Origin of the sequence: Pandoraea apista (assembly GCF_001465595.2) — a bacterium.
Lineage (GTDB): Bacteria > Pseudomonadota > Gammaproteobacteria > Burkholderiales > Burkholderiaceae > Pandoraea > Pandoraea apista.
Window position 1 is genome coordinate 5,006,969 of record NZ_CP013481.2, and the last position, 16,709, is coordinate 5,023,677.

The window sequence follows — 16,709 nt, forward strand, 5'->3', positions numbered from 1 at the left end:
CTATTGTGCCTGTGCCGCGCCGCCCGGTGGCGAACGTTGCGTTGGCAGAGGGCCGGCACACTCACGCGAGACACTTCACGCGCAGCACCGGCCGCCCCTGCCGCCAGCCATCAGGCCAGTTCCGGCTCTCGCTTGCCGGACATCGCTTGCGCCAGCTTCTTGCGGTCCAGTTCCTTTTCCCAGGCCGACACGACGATCGTGGCAACGCCGTTGCCGCAGATGTTGGTCAGCGCACGGCATTCGCTCATGAAGCGGTCGATACCGAGGATCAGCACCATCCCGGCGACCGGAATCGTCGGAATCACGGCGAGCGTTGCGGCCAGCGTGATGAAGCCTGCGCCGGTCACGCCCGAAGCCCCCTTCGAGGTGAGCATTGCCACGGCGAGCAGCGTGAGCTGTTGGCCCCAGGTCAGATCAATGTTGGTCGCCTGCGCAATGAACAGCACTGCCATCGTCATGTAGATGTTCGTGCCGTCGAGGTTGAACGAGTAACCGGTCGGGATCACCAGACCCACCACCGACTTCGAGCAACCGGCCTTTTCCATCTTCTCCATCAGGTGCGGCAATGCAGCCTCCGACGAGCTCGTACCCAGCACGATCAGCAGCTCTTCCTTGATGTAGGCGAGGAAGCGGAAGATCGAGAAGCCCGTGAACTTGGCGATCAGACCCAGCACGACGATCACGAACAGGAACGACGTCAGGTAGAACGTGCCCATGAGCTTGGCGAGCGGCACCAGCGAGGCGATGCCGTACTTGCCGATCGTGAAGGCCATGGCGCCGAAGGCACCCAGCGGGGCGACCTTGGTGATGATGTGCACCACGCGGAAGAGCACGCCCGAGACGCTGTCGATCCAGCCCGTCACCACGCGACCGCGCTCACCGATCATGCCCAGCGCGGCGCCGAACAGGATAGCGATCACGAGGATCTGCAGAATCTCACCCTTGGCGAACGCATCCGTAATCGTGTTCGGAATCAGGTGCAGCAGGAAGTCGACGAACGTGTCGCCATGGGCAGCCTTCTCGGCATAGCCTGCGATCGCCTTCGGATCGAGCGTGGCGATATCGACGTTGAACCCGGCGCCCGGCTTCAGAATGTGGGTCGCGATCAGGCCGATAAGCAGCGCGAGCGTCGAGACCACTTCAAAGTAGATCAGGGCCTTGCCGCCAACGCGGCCGACCTTCTTCATATCTTCCATGCCGGCAATACCGGTCACGACCGTACAGAAGATCACCGGGCCGATGATCATCTTGATCAGCTTGATGAACGCATCGCCGAGCGGCTTCATCTGAACGGCGAGGTCGGGCTTGAAGTGCCCGAGCAGCACGCCGATGACGATGGCGATCAGCACCTGCACGTACAGAATGCGGTAAAAGGGTTTTTTGGTCTGGGTTTGCATGTTGTTTCCTCTTCAGGCGGCGGGGCAAGCCACCACCCTTGTTATTAATCCGCGGTGACCCCGCGGATCTCGCTTTGCGCGAAGCGCATTTGCTCCTCCATCACCATCTGGGCCAGCTCCTTCTTCAATTCATTGAATTCGCTGCCTGCCGTGTCGCGCGGACGAGGCAGGTCGATGACCACGTCTCGCTTGACCGTGCCCGGCCGGTACGTCATCACGACGACCCGGTCGGCCAGATAGATCGACTCCTCGATGCTGTGTGTGACGAAAATGATCGTCTTCTTGAATTCCTCCCAAATCCGCAGCAGCTCGTCCTGCAACGTGCGGCGCGTAAGGGCGTCGAGCGCACCGAACGGCTCGTCCATGAGCATGATCGGGCTGTCGAGCGCAAGCACGCGGGCAATCGCCACGCGCTGACGCATGCCGCCCGACAAATCGCGCGGGAACCGGTCGCGAAACTCGCGCAGGTTCAGCTTGCCGAGCAGCAGGTCCACGCGCTCGTTAATCTCGGCGCGCTTCATGCCCTTGATTTCCAGTCCGAAGGCGATGTTCTGCGCCACCGTCATCCACGGAAACAGTGCGTACTCCTGGAACACCATGCCGCGATCCGGGCCGGGCTCGGCGGCCGCGTCCGGGCGGCCATCGATACGAATGACGCCCGAGGTCGGTTGCACAAAGCCGGCAAGCGCGTTGAGCAGCGTCGACTTGCCGCAACCCGACGGGCCCAGCAGGCAGACAAACTCGCCGGTACCGATGTTCAGGTCGATGTCCTTGAGCGCATCCACGGTGCCGCCGGGCACGGCGAACTTTTTGTTGACGTTGTCGATTTCGATCAGCATGTTATTCGCCTCACTTGGTTTCGAGACCACGGTGCCACTTGAGCAGGTGGTTGTTGAGACGATCCATGCCCAGATCGATCACCAGGCCGAGCAGACCGATGGTCAGCATGCCGGCGATGATCTTGTCCGACCACATGTACTCGCGCGCTTCCAGAATGCGGTAGCCCAGCCCGTTGTTCACGGCAATCATCTCGGCCACGATCACCACGATGAACGCCGTGCCGATACCGATACGAATCCCCGACAGGATGTAGGGCGTCGCGGCCGGCATGATCACGCGGCGGAAAATCGTGAACTGGCTCGCACCAAGGTTGCGGGCTGCACGCAGATAGATGCCGTCCACATGACGCACCCCGGCAATCGTGTTCATCAGCACAGGGAAAAATGCCCCGAGTGCGATGAGGAAAAACGCCGGCGGATTGCCCAGACCGAACCAGAGAATCGCCAGCGGGATATACGCGATCGGGGGAATCGGACGCACGACCTGCACCAGCGGATTGAACAACCCGTAGACGCGAGTGCTCGTGCCCATGAGCAGGCCGAGCGGCAGCGCGATCATGGTGCCCACGAGAAAGCCCATGACAACGCGATACAGACTGTTGGCCGCATCGGTGAGCAGTTCGCTCGAATGCAGCCACGCGCCGAAGCCTTCGGCCATCGAGACAGTCGGTTTAAGGTATTGCCACCACTTGGTCACGACAGCGACCGGCGACGGGAGAATGATCGGGTTGATCCACTCGAGGCCCGTGACGATCTGCCAGATCACCACGACCGCGAGCGGAATCAACACACCACGCAACAAACGCGTGGTGCGCGAGGCGCCCGAAGAAGCAAGCACAGCGGCCATCCGTTTGCCTCGCCTTACTTGATGTTCAGCTTGGTTTTCGCCTTGGCGAGCAGGTCGAGCTTGACCCAGTCTTCCGCCTTCGGCACCGGATCCTGCAGCTTGCCCACGCCATACTTCTTCATGAGATCGGTCGTGAGCTGCACATGCGAGACGCTCAGGTCGTAGCTATACGGCGAGTTGCCGATGGCGTCCGTAAAGTCCTGGGTCGTGATCTGGTTCTTGAACATGTCCTCGCGCACGTACTTTTCGGCCGCTTGCGGGTTCTTGATGAAGTAATCGGTCGCTTCGACGAACGCATACATCAGGCGTTGCGCCACGTCCGGCTTCTCCTTGTAGAGCTTCTCGGTGATCACGAGCGCGCGCACGGGCTCGCCGATGGGCGTGTCGTACGGCTTGAGCACTTCCACGCCGAAGCCCTTGTTGATGGCTTGTGACGCCTGCGGCTCCGACTGGCACATCGCATCGATGCTGCCGGCAGCGAGCGCCTGATTCAGGTCGGCGAAGGCCATGAACATAATCTGCACGTCCTTGCCCGGCTGATCCGACCAGGTCAGACCGGCCTTGGCCAGTTCGGCGTACAGAATCAGTTCCTGAGCACCGCCGCGGGCGACACCCACCTTCCTGCCCTTGAGATCGGCCACCTTGGTCACCGGCAGCCCCTTCTTCGCGACGAGACGCACACCGCCCTTCGCGAAACCGGCGACGGCATAAATCGGCGCCCCTTGCGCACGGCCCGCGATGGCGGCGTCAAGCGCGCTTGCCGACACGTCGATCTGGCCCGCCACGATCGCCGGCATGATGTCCACGCCCTTGGCGAACATGCGCTCTTCGATCTTCAGGCCGTACTTGGGACCGATCACCTTCATGTACGACACTGCGCCGTAATGGGCGAACTTCAGGTTCCCCAAACGCACCAGATCGTCGGCGAAAGCGTGTAGCGAAACCGCGCACAGCGCTGCGGCGGCAAGACATTGCTTGAACATAAGGTCTCCTCTCTTATTTGAACGGCTGACTCGACGATTCCGGATTCCCGTCGGAAATCCAGACATCACGGCAGCACGCGCGTTAGAAAGCAAGTCTTATGCCAACTACGTAACTTGTTGATTTTATTTAGCGAAATTGTGGAAAACCCGATGGTCGGTTATATGGAAAACCGGAAAACGGGCAAAGATGTTTTCTGGATTTCCAGAAAATCCGGTGAAATGGGGAGATTTCACGCGAGGCATCGGGGCAAATCCCGAGGCCGGCCGCCGACAACGAGCCGTTGAATTCGCCGACGCCTCTCCCGAGTGCGTTCGCCGAAGCGACGGCGAACGCCTCCAAAGAGACTGCGACTGGCGACGTGTCAGGCCGACAGTGCTTCCGGCACGGGAATCTGATAGCCCAGCGCCGTGGAAATTTCAGCCGCGCACGCCGACAACCGCGACGAGATATCGGGCAGCAGCTCACGTGTCATGCGCGACGACGGGCCGGAAGCGGACAACGACGCGATCACTTCGCCCGACGCATCGCGCACCGGCACCGCGACCGACACGGCTTCCGGGGCGAGTTCGCCGAAGCTCACGGCGCAATCCTGACGACGCACATTGAGCAACTCGGCCGCCAGTTCGTCGCGCTCGATAAGCGTGCCTGCCGTAAAGCGTTTGCGCGGGCGGCCCAGCACCTGTGCACGAACGTCTTCGGACGCGAACGCCAGCAGCACACGCCCCGACGCCCCGACATACAGCGGGCGACGGTTGCCGACCACGCCATGCACACGCAACTCGTGGGTGGACTCGACCCGCGCCACGCACAGCGACTCGAGGCCGTCGCGCACGCGAAGCTGAATGTTCTCGTTGAGCGCACGATTGAGTGCCTGAAGATGACGATGCGCCACCTTCACGAGATTGACCTGCTCATGCCCCGCCACGCCGAGCACCAGCGCCTGCGCACCAAGCACGTAGGTGACCGGGCTGCCCTCACGCACGACCCAGCGGTGCTGCTCGAGCGTCGCCAGCAGACGAAATGCTCGCGACTTGTTCAGACCGGCGCGCTGCGCCAGTTCCGTCACACCCAGGCCGGGGCATTCCCCGACCAACGACAGCAGCGAGAGCGCCGTGTCGACCGAAGCGACTGTGTAGTCCATCAAACTTCCTCGCTATGTTGTTCGGCATAGGCGGCGAGCGCCGCCGCAAATTTGCCAAGTTGCGATTGCAGCGTCGCGAAGCCGTCATGCTTCTCGCCGCTTGATTCATTCAGGTAAAGCGACTGGTTCAGTTCGATCTGCACACTGTGACGACGCTCGGCGGGACGGCCGAAGTGGCGCACCAGATCCTCGCGGCCATCGAGATGGCCGGGCGTGTTGTAAGCCACGCGATAACCGAGCCGGGTGAACTCGGCGATGACCCAGCGCGAGAACGCCGGGTCGGCCGTTGTACCGCCGCCGTCACTGATACGCACGTCAGCGCGCAAAAGACCCGCGTCGGGGTCGAGCGCGCCACCGCGCGAACGCATCGAATGACAGTCCAGATGCCAGACCACTCCGTACCGGCGCCAGGCGGTGTCGAGCGCGTCGCGCAGGGCATGCCGGTACGGCAGGTAATAGTCGTGAATGCGTCGCTCGACCTCCGCCACCGAGAGGCGCCGGTCGTAGAGCGGCACGTTCGGCGCGGCGAACCGGTGCAACAGCCCGACACCGCGCTCGCTGGTAGGTTGCGGACGCGCGTCGTGCGGCCACAGGCTTGCGAGCAACTCGGGATCGATGTCGTGCTCCGCACGGTTCGGGTCAATATAGGCGCGCGGGAAAAGCGCAGCGACAAGCGTTGCGCCGTGATGCGTGGCGATCGACCACAACTCGTCGACATAAGCATCGCCACACGCGAGAATCGCCGCCGTCGGGGCAATGGTGTCGAAGTCCGCCGGCAACACATGCCCGCTGTGCGGCGCGTCGATCACGAGGGGCAAACGCCTCCCCAGGCCCCCTTGTGGCGCTTCCACAAAATATCGGCCCTCGGTGACCTGACGGGACATGCCCTCTCCCTCTCCTCGCTCGCATTCGGAACATCCTTCCGTCAATCTCCGCGACGGATGCATTGTTTTGCTTGGCAAAACAAGGTTTCAATATTCTGAAACAACAGGGGGGCGGCGACAAGGTAAGGGTTGTTACAACATATTTCGTGGCGAGACGGCAGGTGGCCGGCGGGCGGAATTGCCAGTTCGGCGACGTTCCTCCGAGATAGCAGCGTGTTTTCGCCAGAATGCTGGCACTCGCCCGTTAGCACTGGCCGTATTGCGTATTGAACCGGGCGCCGTCTGTGACGCGGCGTAATCCGCACGCTAACGTTCGCTCCATCCCTGGCCATACCCTTCGCGGCGTCAGCATGCTGCGCCCGGACAGCGCCCCTCCCCAAACACAGCGAGGTTGACCCAGTCGCGCGCGCAAACAAAAACGCGGGCCGTCTTTCAACGGCCCGCGTTTTGTGTCTGACGACGTTGTGCGACGTTAGCGAATCAGATCGCGTCGGCCACACCGGCTTCGTGTGCCTGCACGTCGGCGTGGTAGCTCGAGCGCACCATTGCGCCCACGGCCGCGTGCGTGAAGCCCATCTTGTTGGCTTCTTCCTCGAACATCTTGAACGTCTCCGGTGTTACGTAGCGACGCACCGGCAGGTGGTGCTCCGACGGTTGCAGGTACTGGCCGATCGTGAGCATGTCGACGTTGTGCGCACGCAGATCGCGCATCACTTCGAGAATTTCTTCGTCCGTTTCCCCCAGACCGACCATCAGACCCGACTTCGTCGCCACGTCCGGGTGCTTCGCCTTGAACTCCTTGAGCAGCGTGAGCGAGTGCTGGTAGTCCGACCCCGGACGCGCTTCCTTGTACAGGCGCGGCACCGTTTCGAGGTTGTGGTTCATCACATCGGGCGGCGCGGCGTTGAGAATGCCCAGCGCGCGATCCAGACGCGCACGGAAGTCCGGCGTCAGGATCTCGATGCGCGTTTGCGGCGAGAGTTCGCGCACATGGCGAATGCAATCGACGAAGTGCTGGGCCCCGCCATCGCGCAGGTCGTCGCGATCCACGCTCGTGATCACCACGTACTTGAGGCGCATCGCGGCAATGGTCTTCGCGAGGTTGAGCGGTTCGTCAACGTCGAGCGGGTCTGGACGGCCATGGCCAACGTCGCAGAACGGGCAACGGCGCGTGCATTTGTCACCCATGATCATGAACGTGGCGGTGCCCTTGCCGAAGCACTCGCCAATGTTCGGGCAGCTCGCCTCTTCGCACACCGTGTGCAGATTGTGCTCGCGCAGGATCTGTTTGATCTCGTAGAAACGCGACGTGTGAGTGGCCGCCTTCACGCGAATCCAGTCCGGCTTCTTCAGACGCTCGATCGGTACGATCTTGATCGGAATGCGCGCCGTCTTGGCTTGCGACTTCTGCTTGGCGGTGGCGTCGTAATCGCCGTCGATCGTGCGAACTTCCTTGTTCGCGTTGTCGTTCTGAGTCACGGTGGTCATGATGGGGGCTTTCCAGGCGTCCAATCAGGCGGCGGCGTTTGCGCTCGCGGCCGGGCTTGGCTGCGGCGCGGCGTCGGCCGTCGCGGGGTGCTGTTCGAGATGATGACCGAGTTGCTGCGCCAGTCGCGCGGCCACTTCGTCCCAGCGGGGGGCCACGCCGAGCGTGGCCATGTCTACGGTTTGCAAGCCGGCGTAACCGCACGGATTGATCCAGTCGAACGGCCGCAAATCCATCGCGACGTTCAGCGACACGCCGTGATAACTGCATCCGTTACGGATTTTCAATCCAAGTGCCGCGATTTTTGCGCCGGCATGCGCTGCGGCGCCGCCGCCCGGACTCACATAGATGCCCGGTGCGCCGGCCCGGCGCTCAACGTCGAGATTATACGCTCCAAGGGTGTCGATCACCGCCTGCTCGATCAAACGCACCATTTCACGCACCCCCAGCTTGCGCCGGCGCAAGTCCACGAGCAGGTAAATCACCACCTGTCCCGGACCGTGATACGTGATCTGACCGCCGCGGTCGACCTTGACGAGGGGAATACCGGTGTTGGCAACCAGCAGGTGGGCGGGGTCGCCGGCCAGGCCGAGCGTATAGACAGGCGGATGCTGAACGATCCAGAGCTGGTCGGGGCCGTGCGGGCCACGCGTGTCGGTGTACGCACGCATGGCGTCGAACGATGTGGCGTAGTCTTCGGTGCCGCGCCAGCACACTTCGATCGGGGAGGTCATGTACGCGATTTTAGCGAAACCGGGGCAGTCTTGCTCGACGCCGCTCGCACCCTGCCCACGGTGTCAGACCGTCTTCCTCGCGGGGGCTGCGCCAAGTCCCCGGGCGTAAAGGCCGGCGGCCACCAGAATCATCACGCCGCCGAGCCATTGCGTCGGGTGCAACACAATGCCGAACGCCAGAAAGTCGACGGCGACCGCCACGACCGGATAGACGAAGCCGAACACGGCCAGACTCGACGTTGAAGCCTTCTGGAAGGCGCCGTACAGCAGCAGATACATGAATGTGGTGTGGAAAAGCCCCAGCGTCACCACAGCCCCGATCTCGCGCGGCGCGGAGGGCAAATGATTGAAGTCCGCCATCCACACGAAGACCACGGCGCCGATCACCATGTGCAACGCTGCAATGATCTCGGGACGGATCGTTCCGGCCAGCTTCTTCGTAAAGAGCGTTGTCGCCGCGTAGAGCGACGCGGCTGCCAACGCGCTCGCCACACCGATCAGATACTCCGCGCCGTGTACGCCACCCGGTTCTGCCAGGATCACCAGCCCGGCAAACGCTACGCCGAGACAACCGAGCGTTGCCAGCGACGGTCGCTCACGCGTGACAATCACCCCCGCCAGCACTAGCAGGAAGGGCTGCACGTTGTACACGACGGTCGTAATGCCCACGGAGGTCAACCGATACGCCGTGAACAGGAAATACCAGTTTGAAACGAGCGTAATGGCCCCGAGCGTGACATTCACGATCTGCCAGCGGGCCATCCGCAACCCGCGCCAGTAGCCCCGATAGGCGCACCACGCGCACAGGCTGGCCGCGCCGATCAGGCACCGAAAGAAAACGACATTGAGCGCCGGTTGTCCCGACATCAGCACGAAGTAGCCAATCGTGCCGGAGATCACCATGGCGGCGATCATCAACAGGCGGCCGAGACGTTCATCGGCTTGCGCAGAGCGGGGTGCGGCGGAGCCCGACGGGGCAGAAGGCAAGGCGGTCGGACGGGGGGCTTCGGTCATCGGGAAACGACTTCTTATGTTTTAACGCGTTATCGACAGATTCTCGGGTCGATTATTGCGCGTCTTGTTGTGAATTCCAGTAACACATTGACGGGATCGACATCCCCGTCTGAAACGGCACACGCGCTCTCTGACATTCGCTGCCAGAGAGCGCGTGGTATCGACGGGCTGACGCCCCGGGTATTCTCAGGCGGCAGCCGCGCAGGAATTGGCCTCACGGGCCGCACGGCGTCCGGCGAGCCACTTGCCCAGCACACGCGACAGCGAAAAGCGACGGCTGACTTCGCGTTCCAGTTCGGCTTCCGCCACATTATCGGATGACACCCAGTAACGGCGCCCCGGCTCGACGGCAAGGCGCTGGCCGGGCATCAGCCAGTAGTCGCGCGGATCGCCGGCACGTGTCACCCAGACTGCCGAGCCCCGGGCAACAAGCGTATGCTCGTGGTGCAGGTCGAGGGTGACCACTTCGCCCGGACGAATACCGTAGAAGTACTGCACCTTTGTCAAATTGTTTTGCATTTTACGACCCCCACTCAGTGCGAGACAATGACTGAATCATAGGGACTGCCAAGCGCTATACCAAACGACATATTTTCACGGCCTTGCGAATAAAGCTCACATGGATCTTCGGAGACTTCCCAACCTGAGCGCCCTGCGCGCCTTCGAGGCGGCTGCCCGTCTCGAGAGTTTCTCGCGTGCGGCCGAGGAGTTATTCGTCACGCACGGCGCCATCAGTCACCAGATTCGCGCACTGGAGCAGGAGCTGGGCACCACGCTCTTCGCCCGCAACGGCAAGCGCATCAGCATTACTCCGGCGGGGCGCCAGTACGCCGCATCGATCCGCACGGCTCTCGGCGACATCGCTCAGGCGACACGTAAATTGCAGGCGGGCACGCGCAGCGAACGGCGTCTGGTACTGACCACCATGCCATCGTTTGCGAGCCGGTGGCTAACCCCGCGCATCGGTCGCTTCATCGATCGGCACCCCGAACTGGAAGTGGAGTTGCGGTGCAGCGCTCAGCTCACCGACTTCGAGCGTGACGATGTGGACATCGCCCTTCGCATGGGCAAAGGTAACTGGCCCGGGCTGCACATCGAGAAAGTGCTCGACGATGTCTTCTTCCCGGCGTGCAGTCCGTCATACAACGATGGGAAGCTTCCGCAGACCTCGGACGAGTTCCGTCGCAGCACATTGCTGCGCTCGGAGGGCGAGCCGTGGGCACCGTGGTTTGCGGCGGCGGGCTTCGACCTGCCCGAGCCCACGCAGGGCATGATGTACGAAGATTCGGGGATGCTGTCTCAGGCGGCCATCGTCGGGCAGGGCGTGGCGCTCGTGCGACGCTCGCTGGCCGTGGGCGACATCATGGCGGGACGCCTCGTGCGGCTTTCCGACGTGGATACCCCGTGCGAGTGGGATTACTACTTCGTGTGTCCGCCCGCCGTGCTTGAAACGCAGCGCGTTCAGGCGTTCCGAACGTGGTTTCTGGAGGAGTTGGCGGCGTTCGAGAAGGTGAAGCACATGCAGCGCCGCCCGACGAAACCGAGCCCGGCGGCGTTGGCGGCCGGCATGGCCGCCACGGCGGGCGAGATGACGACGGACGCGCAGTTGGGACTGGACCCCGCCCTGCCCACCGACGACGGCGCGCCGACCCATGCGTGAAGCGTGACGCGCGTGCGCCTCACCCGCCGCGCATCCGACGCTGACCTTACAGCACGACCTTGACCATTGGGTGGCCGGTCAGCGCACGATAGATATCGTCGAGGTGCGCCTTCGAGTGAGCGCGCACGGTAACGGTCAGCCCGAGATACTTACCCGAACTGGACGGCCGCATTTCCACAGTCGCGGCATCGAATTCCGCGTCGAACTCCCGCAGCAGCGCCACGATGGCGTCGGCAAATCCGTCTTGCGTCGCCCCCATCACCTTGATGGGGAAGTCACACGGAAACTCGAGCAGACTCTCCTTCTTTTCCGTCGTCATAGTGCCTCCTTGGCGCGTTGATAGGCCGCGTACAGCGCGCGGAAGACGGGTCCCGGCTTACCATCGCCCACCGGCTTGCCGTCGAGTGTGACTACCGCCAGCACTTCCTTCGTGGCCGACGTGATGAGCAGTTCGTCGGCATTGCGCACTTCGGCTTCGCTCACTACCTGCTCATGGAATGCAATGCCGCATTCCCGCGCGAGACTTTCGAGCACACCGTAACGAATACCTTCGAGAATCCGATTATCGCGCGGCGGTGCAAACATTTCACCACCCTTGACGACCCACACATTGCTCGAAGACGCCTCGGTCAGATTGCCGTCACGGAACTGGATCGTCTCCTGAACCTCGTGATCGGCCGCGTATTGCGCCATCAGCACGTTGCCCAGCAGCGAGGTCGACTTGATGTGACAGTTCAGCCAGCGGCGATCTTCGTGCGTGACCGCCCCGACGCCCTGCTCCACCTTCTCGCGGTTCGGCAGCGTGAGGGGCGTGGCAATGCCGAACACGGTGGGCGTGATGTCCTTCGGGAACGTGTGCTGACGAGGCGCTACGCCACGCGTGACCTGCACGTAGACGCTATGCGGATCGGCGGCGCAAGTGGCCGACAGGCGTGCGAAGAGCGCTTCCCATTCGGCTCGGGTGTACGGATTCGCGATGCGAATTTCGGCGAGGCTGCGCTCGAGGCGGTCAAGATGCTGCGCGAGACGGAACGGCTTGCCGTGATACACCGGCACGACTTCATAAATGCCGTCGCCGAAGAGGAAACCGCGATCGAGTACGGAGATTTTCGCGTCGCTGAGCGGAATCAGGTCGCCATTGAGCCAGACGGTGGGGTTATCCATGTTTGCAAGGTGCGCGCCAAACGCGCGGCGAAAGGAAAAAACGCGCCCACCGGGCGCGCCTTAACGTTGTAGCAGGCCCGCACCGCGAGCCTGCCAGACCGGAGCCGGGCCAACGCATGCATGCTACGCGTCTGCACCGGCGAACGTCCCGCGAGCGGGACGTCACATCCCATCGTTACTTCTTCACGAACATCAGGCGCAGGGCATCCCAGGCACGGCCGATGAAGCTGGCCTGCGGCACGTCGGCGAGGGCCACGACCGGGAATTCGGCCAATTGCTTGCCGTCGGCCATGACCTTGACGGTGCCCACCGGAGCGCCGTTGGCGAGCGGCGCAATCAGCGGCTCACGCAATTCGAGCTGCGGCTTGATCTTGTCGGCCATGCCCTTCGGCACCGTGATGAAAGTGTCCTTCTTCACGCCGATCTTCAACTCGCTGTCCTTGCCCTTCCACACCTTGGGCGTGGCCACGACCTGATTCGCGCCGTACACGCGCAGCGTGTCGAAGTTCTGGTAGCCGTAGTTCAGCGCCGAGAGACTGTCCTGCACGCGGGCGCGCTCGGTCGGCTCGCCCACGACCACCGACAGCACGCGGCGGTTCACGCCCGGCGTACCCGGCAGCGGGCGCGACGCCGTCGACACGAGGCAGTAGCCCGCTTCCTTCGTGTGGCCGGTCTTCAGGCCATCGACCGTCGGATCGAGATACAGCAAACGGTTACGGTTCGGCTGACGGATGTTGTTATACGTGAAGCTCTTCTCCGAGTAGATCTTGTAGTACTCGGGGAAGTCTTGAATCATGTGCGTCGACAGCGTGGCGATGTCGGCCACGGTCGTGTAATGCTGCGGGTCGGTCAGGCCGTCGACGTTCGTGTAATGGGTGTTCTTCAGGCCCATACGCTGCGCCGCGCGGTTCATCAGCTCGACGAAACCCGGCTGCGAGCCGCCCACGAGTTCGGCCAGCGCAATCGATGCGTCGTTACCCGACTGGATGATCATGCCATATACGAGATCGTGCACCGAGACCGGCTTGCCGGCTTCGATGAACGTACGTGATTCGTCGCGACCGACCTTGCGAACCGACTCGCCCGGAATTACGGTCTGATCCATCGAAATGCGCTTGTCGCGCAGTGCTTCGAAGATCAGGTACGAAGTCATGATCTTCGTGAGCGAAGCCGGCTCCACACGCGCATCGGGGTCACCGGCGGCGAGCACCTGACCGCTGGTGACGTCGACGATGGTCCATGCCTTGGCCGTCATCGGCGGCGGCGGAATCTGTTGAGCACGGGCAGGAAGCGCAGCAAGCGAGCCGCAAGCGACGAGCGCCGCAGCAGCGGCAGCACGGGACAGCGAAGCGTTGAATTTCATTGGCGATGAGGAAAACGATGTGAGACTCAGAGGCATCTGCGCTTGAAGAAGCGCCGTGCAACCGACGCTTCGACAAACGCGCGGCACGGCGAAGAAGACAGCGGCACCGTAGCGCCGGTGCCATGCCTGTCCGGGACATAGACCCAGGAAGGCGCGACATGGTTCAGATGCGAATTATACCCGCCGCGATTTCACGCCCCCAGCGGGGCGGCCCGGCGCGGCCGAAATTGGCCGAAATTCGCCCCGGGTGTATCAATGACGCCACGCGTCGACCACGATCTGTTTCAGCAGGGGTAACAGGCCGTGGAAGAAATGCTCGCCCCCGGGTATGACCACCACCGGCAAGGTCTGCGGACGCGCCCAGTCCAGCACCGATTGCAGCGGCACGGTGTCGTCCACTTCGCCGTGAATGACGAGCGTGTCGGCCGGCACCGTTGCCACCTCCCAGTTGCTCGCTGCCGTGCCGACGAAGACCAGACGTTGCGCTGGCGTACCGGCCGCCTCCAGCGTCTTTGCGACGTGCGAGAGGACGAACGTGCCGAATGAGAACCCGGCGAGGGCCAGCGGCAGCGTTTCCCAGCCCGGTTGCCGGCGCATCCAGTCGATCACTGCCAGGAGATCGTCGCGTTCGCCAATACCCTTGTCGTGCTCGCCCTCCGACTTGCCGACGCCGCGAAAATTCGGGCGCACCACGGCGTAGCCGAGTTGAACGAACGCGCGGGCAAGCGTCTGCGCAACCTTGTTATCGAGCGTGCCGCCGAAGAGCGGGTGGGGATGCGCCACGAGTGTGATCCCGCGCGGCGCGCCGGCCGGACGGTCGATGGCGATTTCGATGGCACCGACCGGGCCGTCGATAGTGAAGCGTTCAGTCTGAGCGTTCATGAGCGGTATTGGGCTGGGGTGCGCCGGCGGAGCCTGCCGCGCGGCGCCACTTAACGAGGAATCGATAAGCCGGCAAGTCGATGAATCAGGTGAACCGATTCATCGACGCACCGAGGCAGACTCGGCCGGATTCAGTCGATCAGCAGGCGCTCGACGATCTCGCCTTGCGCCAGATGCTTCTCGACGATCTCGTCGATATCGGTTTCGTCGATATACGTGTACCAGGTCCCTTCCGGATAAATCACCACGACAGGACCTTGCTCGCAACGATCAAGGCACCCGGCCTTGTTCACGCGCACCTTGCCGGGACCGGCCAGGCCGAGCTGCTTGACCTTCTTCTTCGCGTATTCCTGCATCGCCTGCGCGTTGCAGTTGGCACAGGAAGGGCGATCTGCGCCGGGTTCGCGCTGATTCAGGCAGAAAAAGACGTGATGCTGGTAGTACTGCGGCTGGGTGGCCATATCGGTGCTTTTGGGGAGTGGCAACGTATTGCGGGCCATTCTAACCGACCTGCCCGGCAGCTGCGGGCGCACGCGCCAGATGGGCCCGGCGCGCCGCATGCCAGGCATGCGGATTTGCGAAATCCGGGACGGACATGGCAGACGCGCCATGCCCTGCCCCGCCGCGATGAGGTCAGCGCAAACGTCGCTGCACCGCCATGAAGGCGGCACAGAGCGCCGCCAGACATGCGAAGCCGAAGAACACATTCACGCACGCGAGCACGAGCGCCTGTTGCGACGCCAGCCCGCCGACCCACGCCGACGCCATATGCGATGCCGTTGCCGGGTCGACACTCGCGCCGAATGCCTGCTGCGCCTGCGACACCGCAGCGTTGTATGCTGGATTGAGCGGGGTCATCGACGGCGTGAGCTGATGCATGAAGACCGCCTGCCGGTCTTGCATCAACACCGCCATGACCGACACCGACATGGAACTCACCAACTGACGCACGATGTTCTTCGTCTGATAACCGTGCTGGAAAACATACTCGTCCATGCCGCGAAACGTCAGCTCGGCAATCGGAATCATGGCGAACACGCCGCCCAGCCCGCTCAGCACCATCGGCAGAATCAGCCATTGGCTCGACACCCCGGGATAGGTCTGCGACAGCAGGAACGCGTAGCCAAGCAGACACAGATACCCGAGCAACACGAACGGCTTGAGCTGCACGAACTTCGGACGCGCCATCGTGTACATCACGGCCACGACAAGACTCGTCACCGACGCCACCGCTTGCAGATAGCCCGTGTGCTCCACGCTCCAGTTCAGTCCCTGTTGCATGTAGATCGGGAACAGATACGACGTCGAGTAGGAGAAGAAGTAATACACGGCGTAACCGCCCAACCCAAGCACATAGACGGGATTGCGCACCAGAACGCGAAAATCGATCAGCGGCTTGTGATGCGAGTATTGATGCCACATGTAGCCGATCGCGCAGATCGCACCGACCAGGCACAGTTCGAGCAGATGCAGCGGATTCGAGAAGAAGTCGAAACGCGAGCGCTGCATCATCACTTCGACGAACAGCACACCTGCGGCAAAGAAGACAATGCCGCGCATCTCGAATTCTCCCTCGTCGCGCAACCGCTCACGAAAGTCAGGAATCACGAACCACGAGGCAAGCGCCCCCGCAAGCGCGATCGGCACAATGGCGAAGAACACCGACGACCATAAGAAATGGTCGACGAGATAGCTCGCAAGCAGCGGTGCGGAAATCTGCCCGCCGAAGAACCCATAGGTGAAGAAGAGCAAGGCCCGCAGCCGCAATTCGGGCGCGAAGCACAGGTTGATGAGGATCCGGCTGGCAGTAAACAGCGACCCGGCGCCGAGACCGAGCACAAAGCGCGCGACGGCAAGTTCGGTTGGCGTATGGGCCATGCCGCACAACCCGGCGCCAAACGCCATGAGTGTGAGCGCGCCGGCAAGGAACGTGCGATATCCCAGACGCGCGGCCAGCCAGCGCTGCTTCAGAATGACCAGGATCCCGGCCACGGCGTATAGCGTGGAGACGAAGGCGTACTCCTCGGGTGCCGCACCCACGCCACCCGCGATATGCGACGAGGCGAACACGAACATGCCGTTTTCCAGCATTTCTATGCCCGTGGCAGCGGCGATCACAGCCATCAGCACTCGCTGACGTGTCTTGTGCGCAAATATCGATCCCCCGTGACTCATCTCCGCCTCACCCATGAAAAACGCCCGGAATCTGCCTGAAGATGCCGGGCGGTCGCGGCACACTGAGTATCAGCATGCCTTACATGGGAGTTTAGGATCGACGAGCCGCCTCACCAATGGGATGGCGGCCAATACGCTA

The 16,709-nt window shown here is 62.6% G+C and carries 17 protein-coding genes; 1 reads left to right on the forward strand and 16 read right to left on the reverse strand.

Annotated features, from left to right (window positions below; translation table 11 throughout):
- Positions 1-110: 110 nt before the first annotated feature.
- The 10 genes from AT395_RS22630 to AT395_RS22675 form a co-directional block, all read right to left on the reverse strand.
- Positions 111-1,397: a dicarboxylate/amino acid:cation symporter gene (locus AT395_RS22630; protein WP_042114230.1), complete on the reverse strand. Its 1,287-nt coding sequence runs from the start codon at positions 1,395-1,397 to the stop codon at positions 111-113.
- 44 nt (positions 1,398-1,441) lie between these two features.
- On the reverse strand, positions 1,442-2,236 hold the full coding sequence (locus AT395_RS22635) for an ABC transporter ATP-binding protein (protein ID WP_048628586.1): 795 nt from the start codon (positions 2,234-2,236) through the stop codon (positions 1,442-1,444).
- Positions 2,237-2,246: 10 nt separating this feature from the next.
- Positions 2,247-3,083, reverse strand: coding sequence for an ABC transporter permease (locus AT395_RS22640; RefSeq protein WP_048628585.1), 837 nt, complete (start codon positions 3,081-3,083; stop codon positions 2,247-2,249).
- Positions 3,084-3,097: 14 nt separating this feature from the next.
- Positions 3,098-4,066, reverse strand: coding sequence for an ABC transporter substrate-binding protein (locus tag AT395_RS22645; RefSeq protein ID WP_048628584.1), 969 nt, complete (start codon positions 4,064-4,066; stop codon positions 3,098-3,100).
- Positions 4,067-4,428: 362 nt separating this feature from the next.
- Positions 4,429-5,208, reverse strand: coding sequence for an IclR family transcriptional regulator (locus tag AT395_RS22650; RefSeq protein ID WP_042114225.1), 780 nt, complete (start codon positions 5,206-5,208; stop codon positions 4,429-4,431).
- Positions 5,208-6,092 carry an N-formylglutamate amidohydrolase gene (locus tag AT395_RS22655; protein WP_042114222.1) on the reverse strand — a complete coding sequence of 295 codons (885 nt, stop codon included), beginning with the start codon at positions 6,090-6,092 and terminating at the stop codon, positions 5,208-5,210. The genes AT395_RS22650 and AT395_RS22655 overlap by 1 nt, the downstream gene beginning before the upstream one ends.
- A 480-nt stretch (positions 6,093-6,572) precedes the next feature.
- A complete protein-coding gene (gene lipA / locus AT395_RS22660; protein ID WP_042114220.1) occupies positions 6,573-7,580 on the reverse strand; it encodes a lipoyl synthase in 1,008 nt (335 codons plus the stop codon).
- 24 nt (positions 7,581-7,604) lie between these two features.
- Positions 7,605-8,312 carry a lipoyl(octanoyl) transferase LipB gene (gene lipB, locus AT395_RS22665; protein ID WP_048628583.1) on the reverse strand — a complete coding sequence of 236 codons (708 nt, stop codon included), beginning with the start codon at positions 8,310-8,312 and terminating at the stop codon, positions 7,605-7,607.
- 63 nt (positions 8,313-8,375) lie between these two features.
- On the reverse strand, positions 8,376-9,326 hold the full coding sequence (locus AT395_RS22670) for a DMT family transporter (RefSeq protein ID WP_048628582.1): 951 nt from the start codon (positions 9,324-9,326) through the stop codon (positions 8,376-8,378).
- A gap of 186 nt (positions 9,327-9,512) precedes the next feature.
- On the reverse strand, positions 9,513-9,845 hold the full coding sequence (locus tag AT395_RS22675; RefSeq protein ID WP_048628581.1) for a DUF2917 domain-containing protein: 333 nt from the start codon (positions 9,843-9,845) through the stop codon (positions 9,513-9,515).
- A 100-nt stretch (positions 9,846-9,945) separates the two neighbouring features.
- Here AT395_RS22675 and AT395_RS22680 point away from each other — a divergent pair, with 100 nt between their 5' ends.
- On the forward strand, positions 9,946-10,986 hold the full coding sequence (locus AT395_RS22680; RefSeq protein WP_042114218.1) for a transcriptional regulator GcvA: 1,041 nt from the start codon (positions 9,946-9,948) through the stop codon (positions 10,984-10,986).
- A 46-nt stretch (positions 10,987-11,032) separates the two neighbouring features.
- Here AT395_RS22680 and AT395_RS22685 read toward each other — a convergent pair whose 3' ends face one another.
- From AT395_RS22685 to AT395_RS22710, 6 genes are all read right to left on the reverse strand, one after another.
- Positions 11,033-11,305 carry a DUF493 family protein gene (locus AT395_RS22685; protein WP_039365396.1) on the reverse strand — a complete coding sequence of 91 codons (273 nt, stop codon included), beginning with the start codon at positions 11,303-11,305 and terminating at the stop codon, positions 11,033-11,035.
- On the reverse strand, positions 11,302-12,150 hold the full coding sequence (locus tag AT395_RS22690; RefSeq protein WP_042114216.1) for a D-amino acid aminotransferase: 849 nt from the start codon (positions 12,148-12,150) through the stop codon (positions 11,302-11,304). Before AT395_RS22690 ends, AT395_RS22685 begins: the two co-directional genes overlap by 4 nt.
- 175 nt (positions 12,151-12,325) lie before the next feature.
- Positions 12,326-13,549 (reverse strand): D-alanyl-D-alanine carboxypeptidase family protein, encoded by a 1,224-nt coding sequence (locus AT395_RS22695; RefSeq protein ID WP_376738376.1) that lies wholly within the window; start codon positions 13,547-13,549, stop codon positions 12,326-12,328.
- 216 nt (positions 13,550-13,765) lie between these two features.
- Positions 13,766-14,395, reverse strand: a complete 630-nt coding sequence (locus AT395_RS22700; RefSeq protein WP_042114211.1) for an alpha/beta hydrolase — start codon at positions 14,393-14,395, stop codon at positions 13,766-13,768.
- Between the two features lie 131 nt (positions 14,396-14,526).
- Positions 14,527-14,856, reverse strand: coding sequence for a (2Fe-2S) ferredoxin domain-containing protein (locus AT395_RS22705; RefSeq protein WP_042117776.1), 330 nt, complete (start codon positions 14,854-14,856; stop codon positions 14,527-14,529).
- A 172-nt stretch (positions 14,857-15,028) separates the two neighbouring features.
- Positions 15,029-16,519 (reverse strand): MFS transporter, encoded by a 1,491-nt coding sequence (locus tag AT395_RS22710; protein WP_048628580.1) that lies wholly within the window; start codon positions 16,517-16,519, stop codon positions 15,029-15,031.
- Positions 16,520-16,709: the final 190 nt, after the last annotated feature.

Coding starts and splice junctions, on each gene's coding strand:
- AT395_RS22645 (WP_048628584.1), bottom strand. CDS start 4,066: ATGTTCAAGCAATGTCTTGCCGCCGCAGCGCTGTGCGCGGTTTCGCTA.
- AT395_RS22690 (WP_042114216.1), bottom strand. CDS start 12,150: ATGGATAACCCCACCGTCTGGCTCAATGGCGACCTGATTCCGCTCAGC.
- AT395_RS22705 (WP_042117776.1), bottom strand. CDS start 14,856: ATGGCCACCCAGCCGCAGTACTACCAGCATCACGTCTTTTTCTGCCTG.
- AT395_RS22655 (WP_042114222.1), bottom strand. CDS start 6,092: ATGTCCCGTCAGGTCACCGAGGGCCGATATTTTGTGGAAGCGCCACAA.
- AT395_RS22635 (WP_048628586.1), bottom strand. CDS start 2,236: ATGCTGATCGAAATCGACAACGTCAACAAAAAGTTCGCCGTGCCCGGC.
- AT395_RS22695 (WP_376738376.1), bottom strand. CDS start 13,549: ATGCCTCTGAGTCTCACATCGTTTTCCTCATCGCCAATGAAATTCAAC.
- lipB (WP_048628583.1), bottom strand. CDS start 8,312: ATGACCTCCCCGATCGAAGTGTGCTGGCGCGGCACCGAAGACTACGCC.
- AT395_RS22670 (WP_048628582.1), bottom strand. CDS start 9,326: ATGACCGAAGCCCCCCGTCCGACCGCCTTGCCTTCTGCCCCGTCGGGC.
- lipA (WP_042114220.1), bottom strand. CDS start 7,580: ATGACCACCGTGACTCAGAACGACAACGCGAACAAGGAAGTTCGCACG.
- AT395_RS22650 (WP_042114225.1), bottom strand. CDS start 5,208: ATGGACTACACAGTCGCTTCGGTCGACACGGCGCTCTCGCTGCTGTCG.
- AT395_RS22710 (WP_048628580.1), bottom strand. CDS start 16,519: ATGGCTGTGATCGCCGCTGCCACGGGCATAGAAATGCTGGAAAACGGC.
- AT395_RS22675 (WP_048628581.1), bottom strand. CDS start 9,845: ATGCAAAACAATTTGACAAAGGTGCAGTACTTCTACGGTATTCGTCCG.
- AT395_RS22700 (WP_042114211.1), bottom strand. CDS start 14,395: ATGAACGCTCAGACTGAACGCTTCACTATCGACGGCCCGGTCGGTGCC.
- AT395_RS22630 (WP_042114230.1), bottom strand. CDS start 1,397: ATGCAAACCCAGACCAAAAAACCCTTTTACCGCATTCTGTACGTGCAG.
- AT395_RS22680 (WP_042114218.1), top strand. CDS start 9,946: ATGGATCTTCGGAGACTTCCCAACCTGAGCGCCCTGCGCGCCTTCGAG.
- AT395_RS22640 (WP_048628585.1), bottom strand. CDS start 3,083: ATGGCCGCTGTGCTTGCTTCTTCGGGCGCCTCGCGCACCACGCGTTTG.
- AT395_RS22685 (WP_039365396.1), bottom strand. CDS start 11,305: ATGACGACGGAAAAGAAGGAGAGTCTGCTCGAGTTTCCGTGTGACTTC.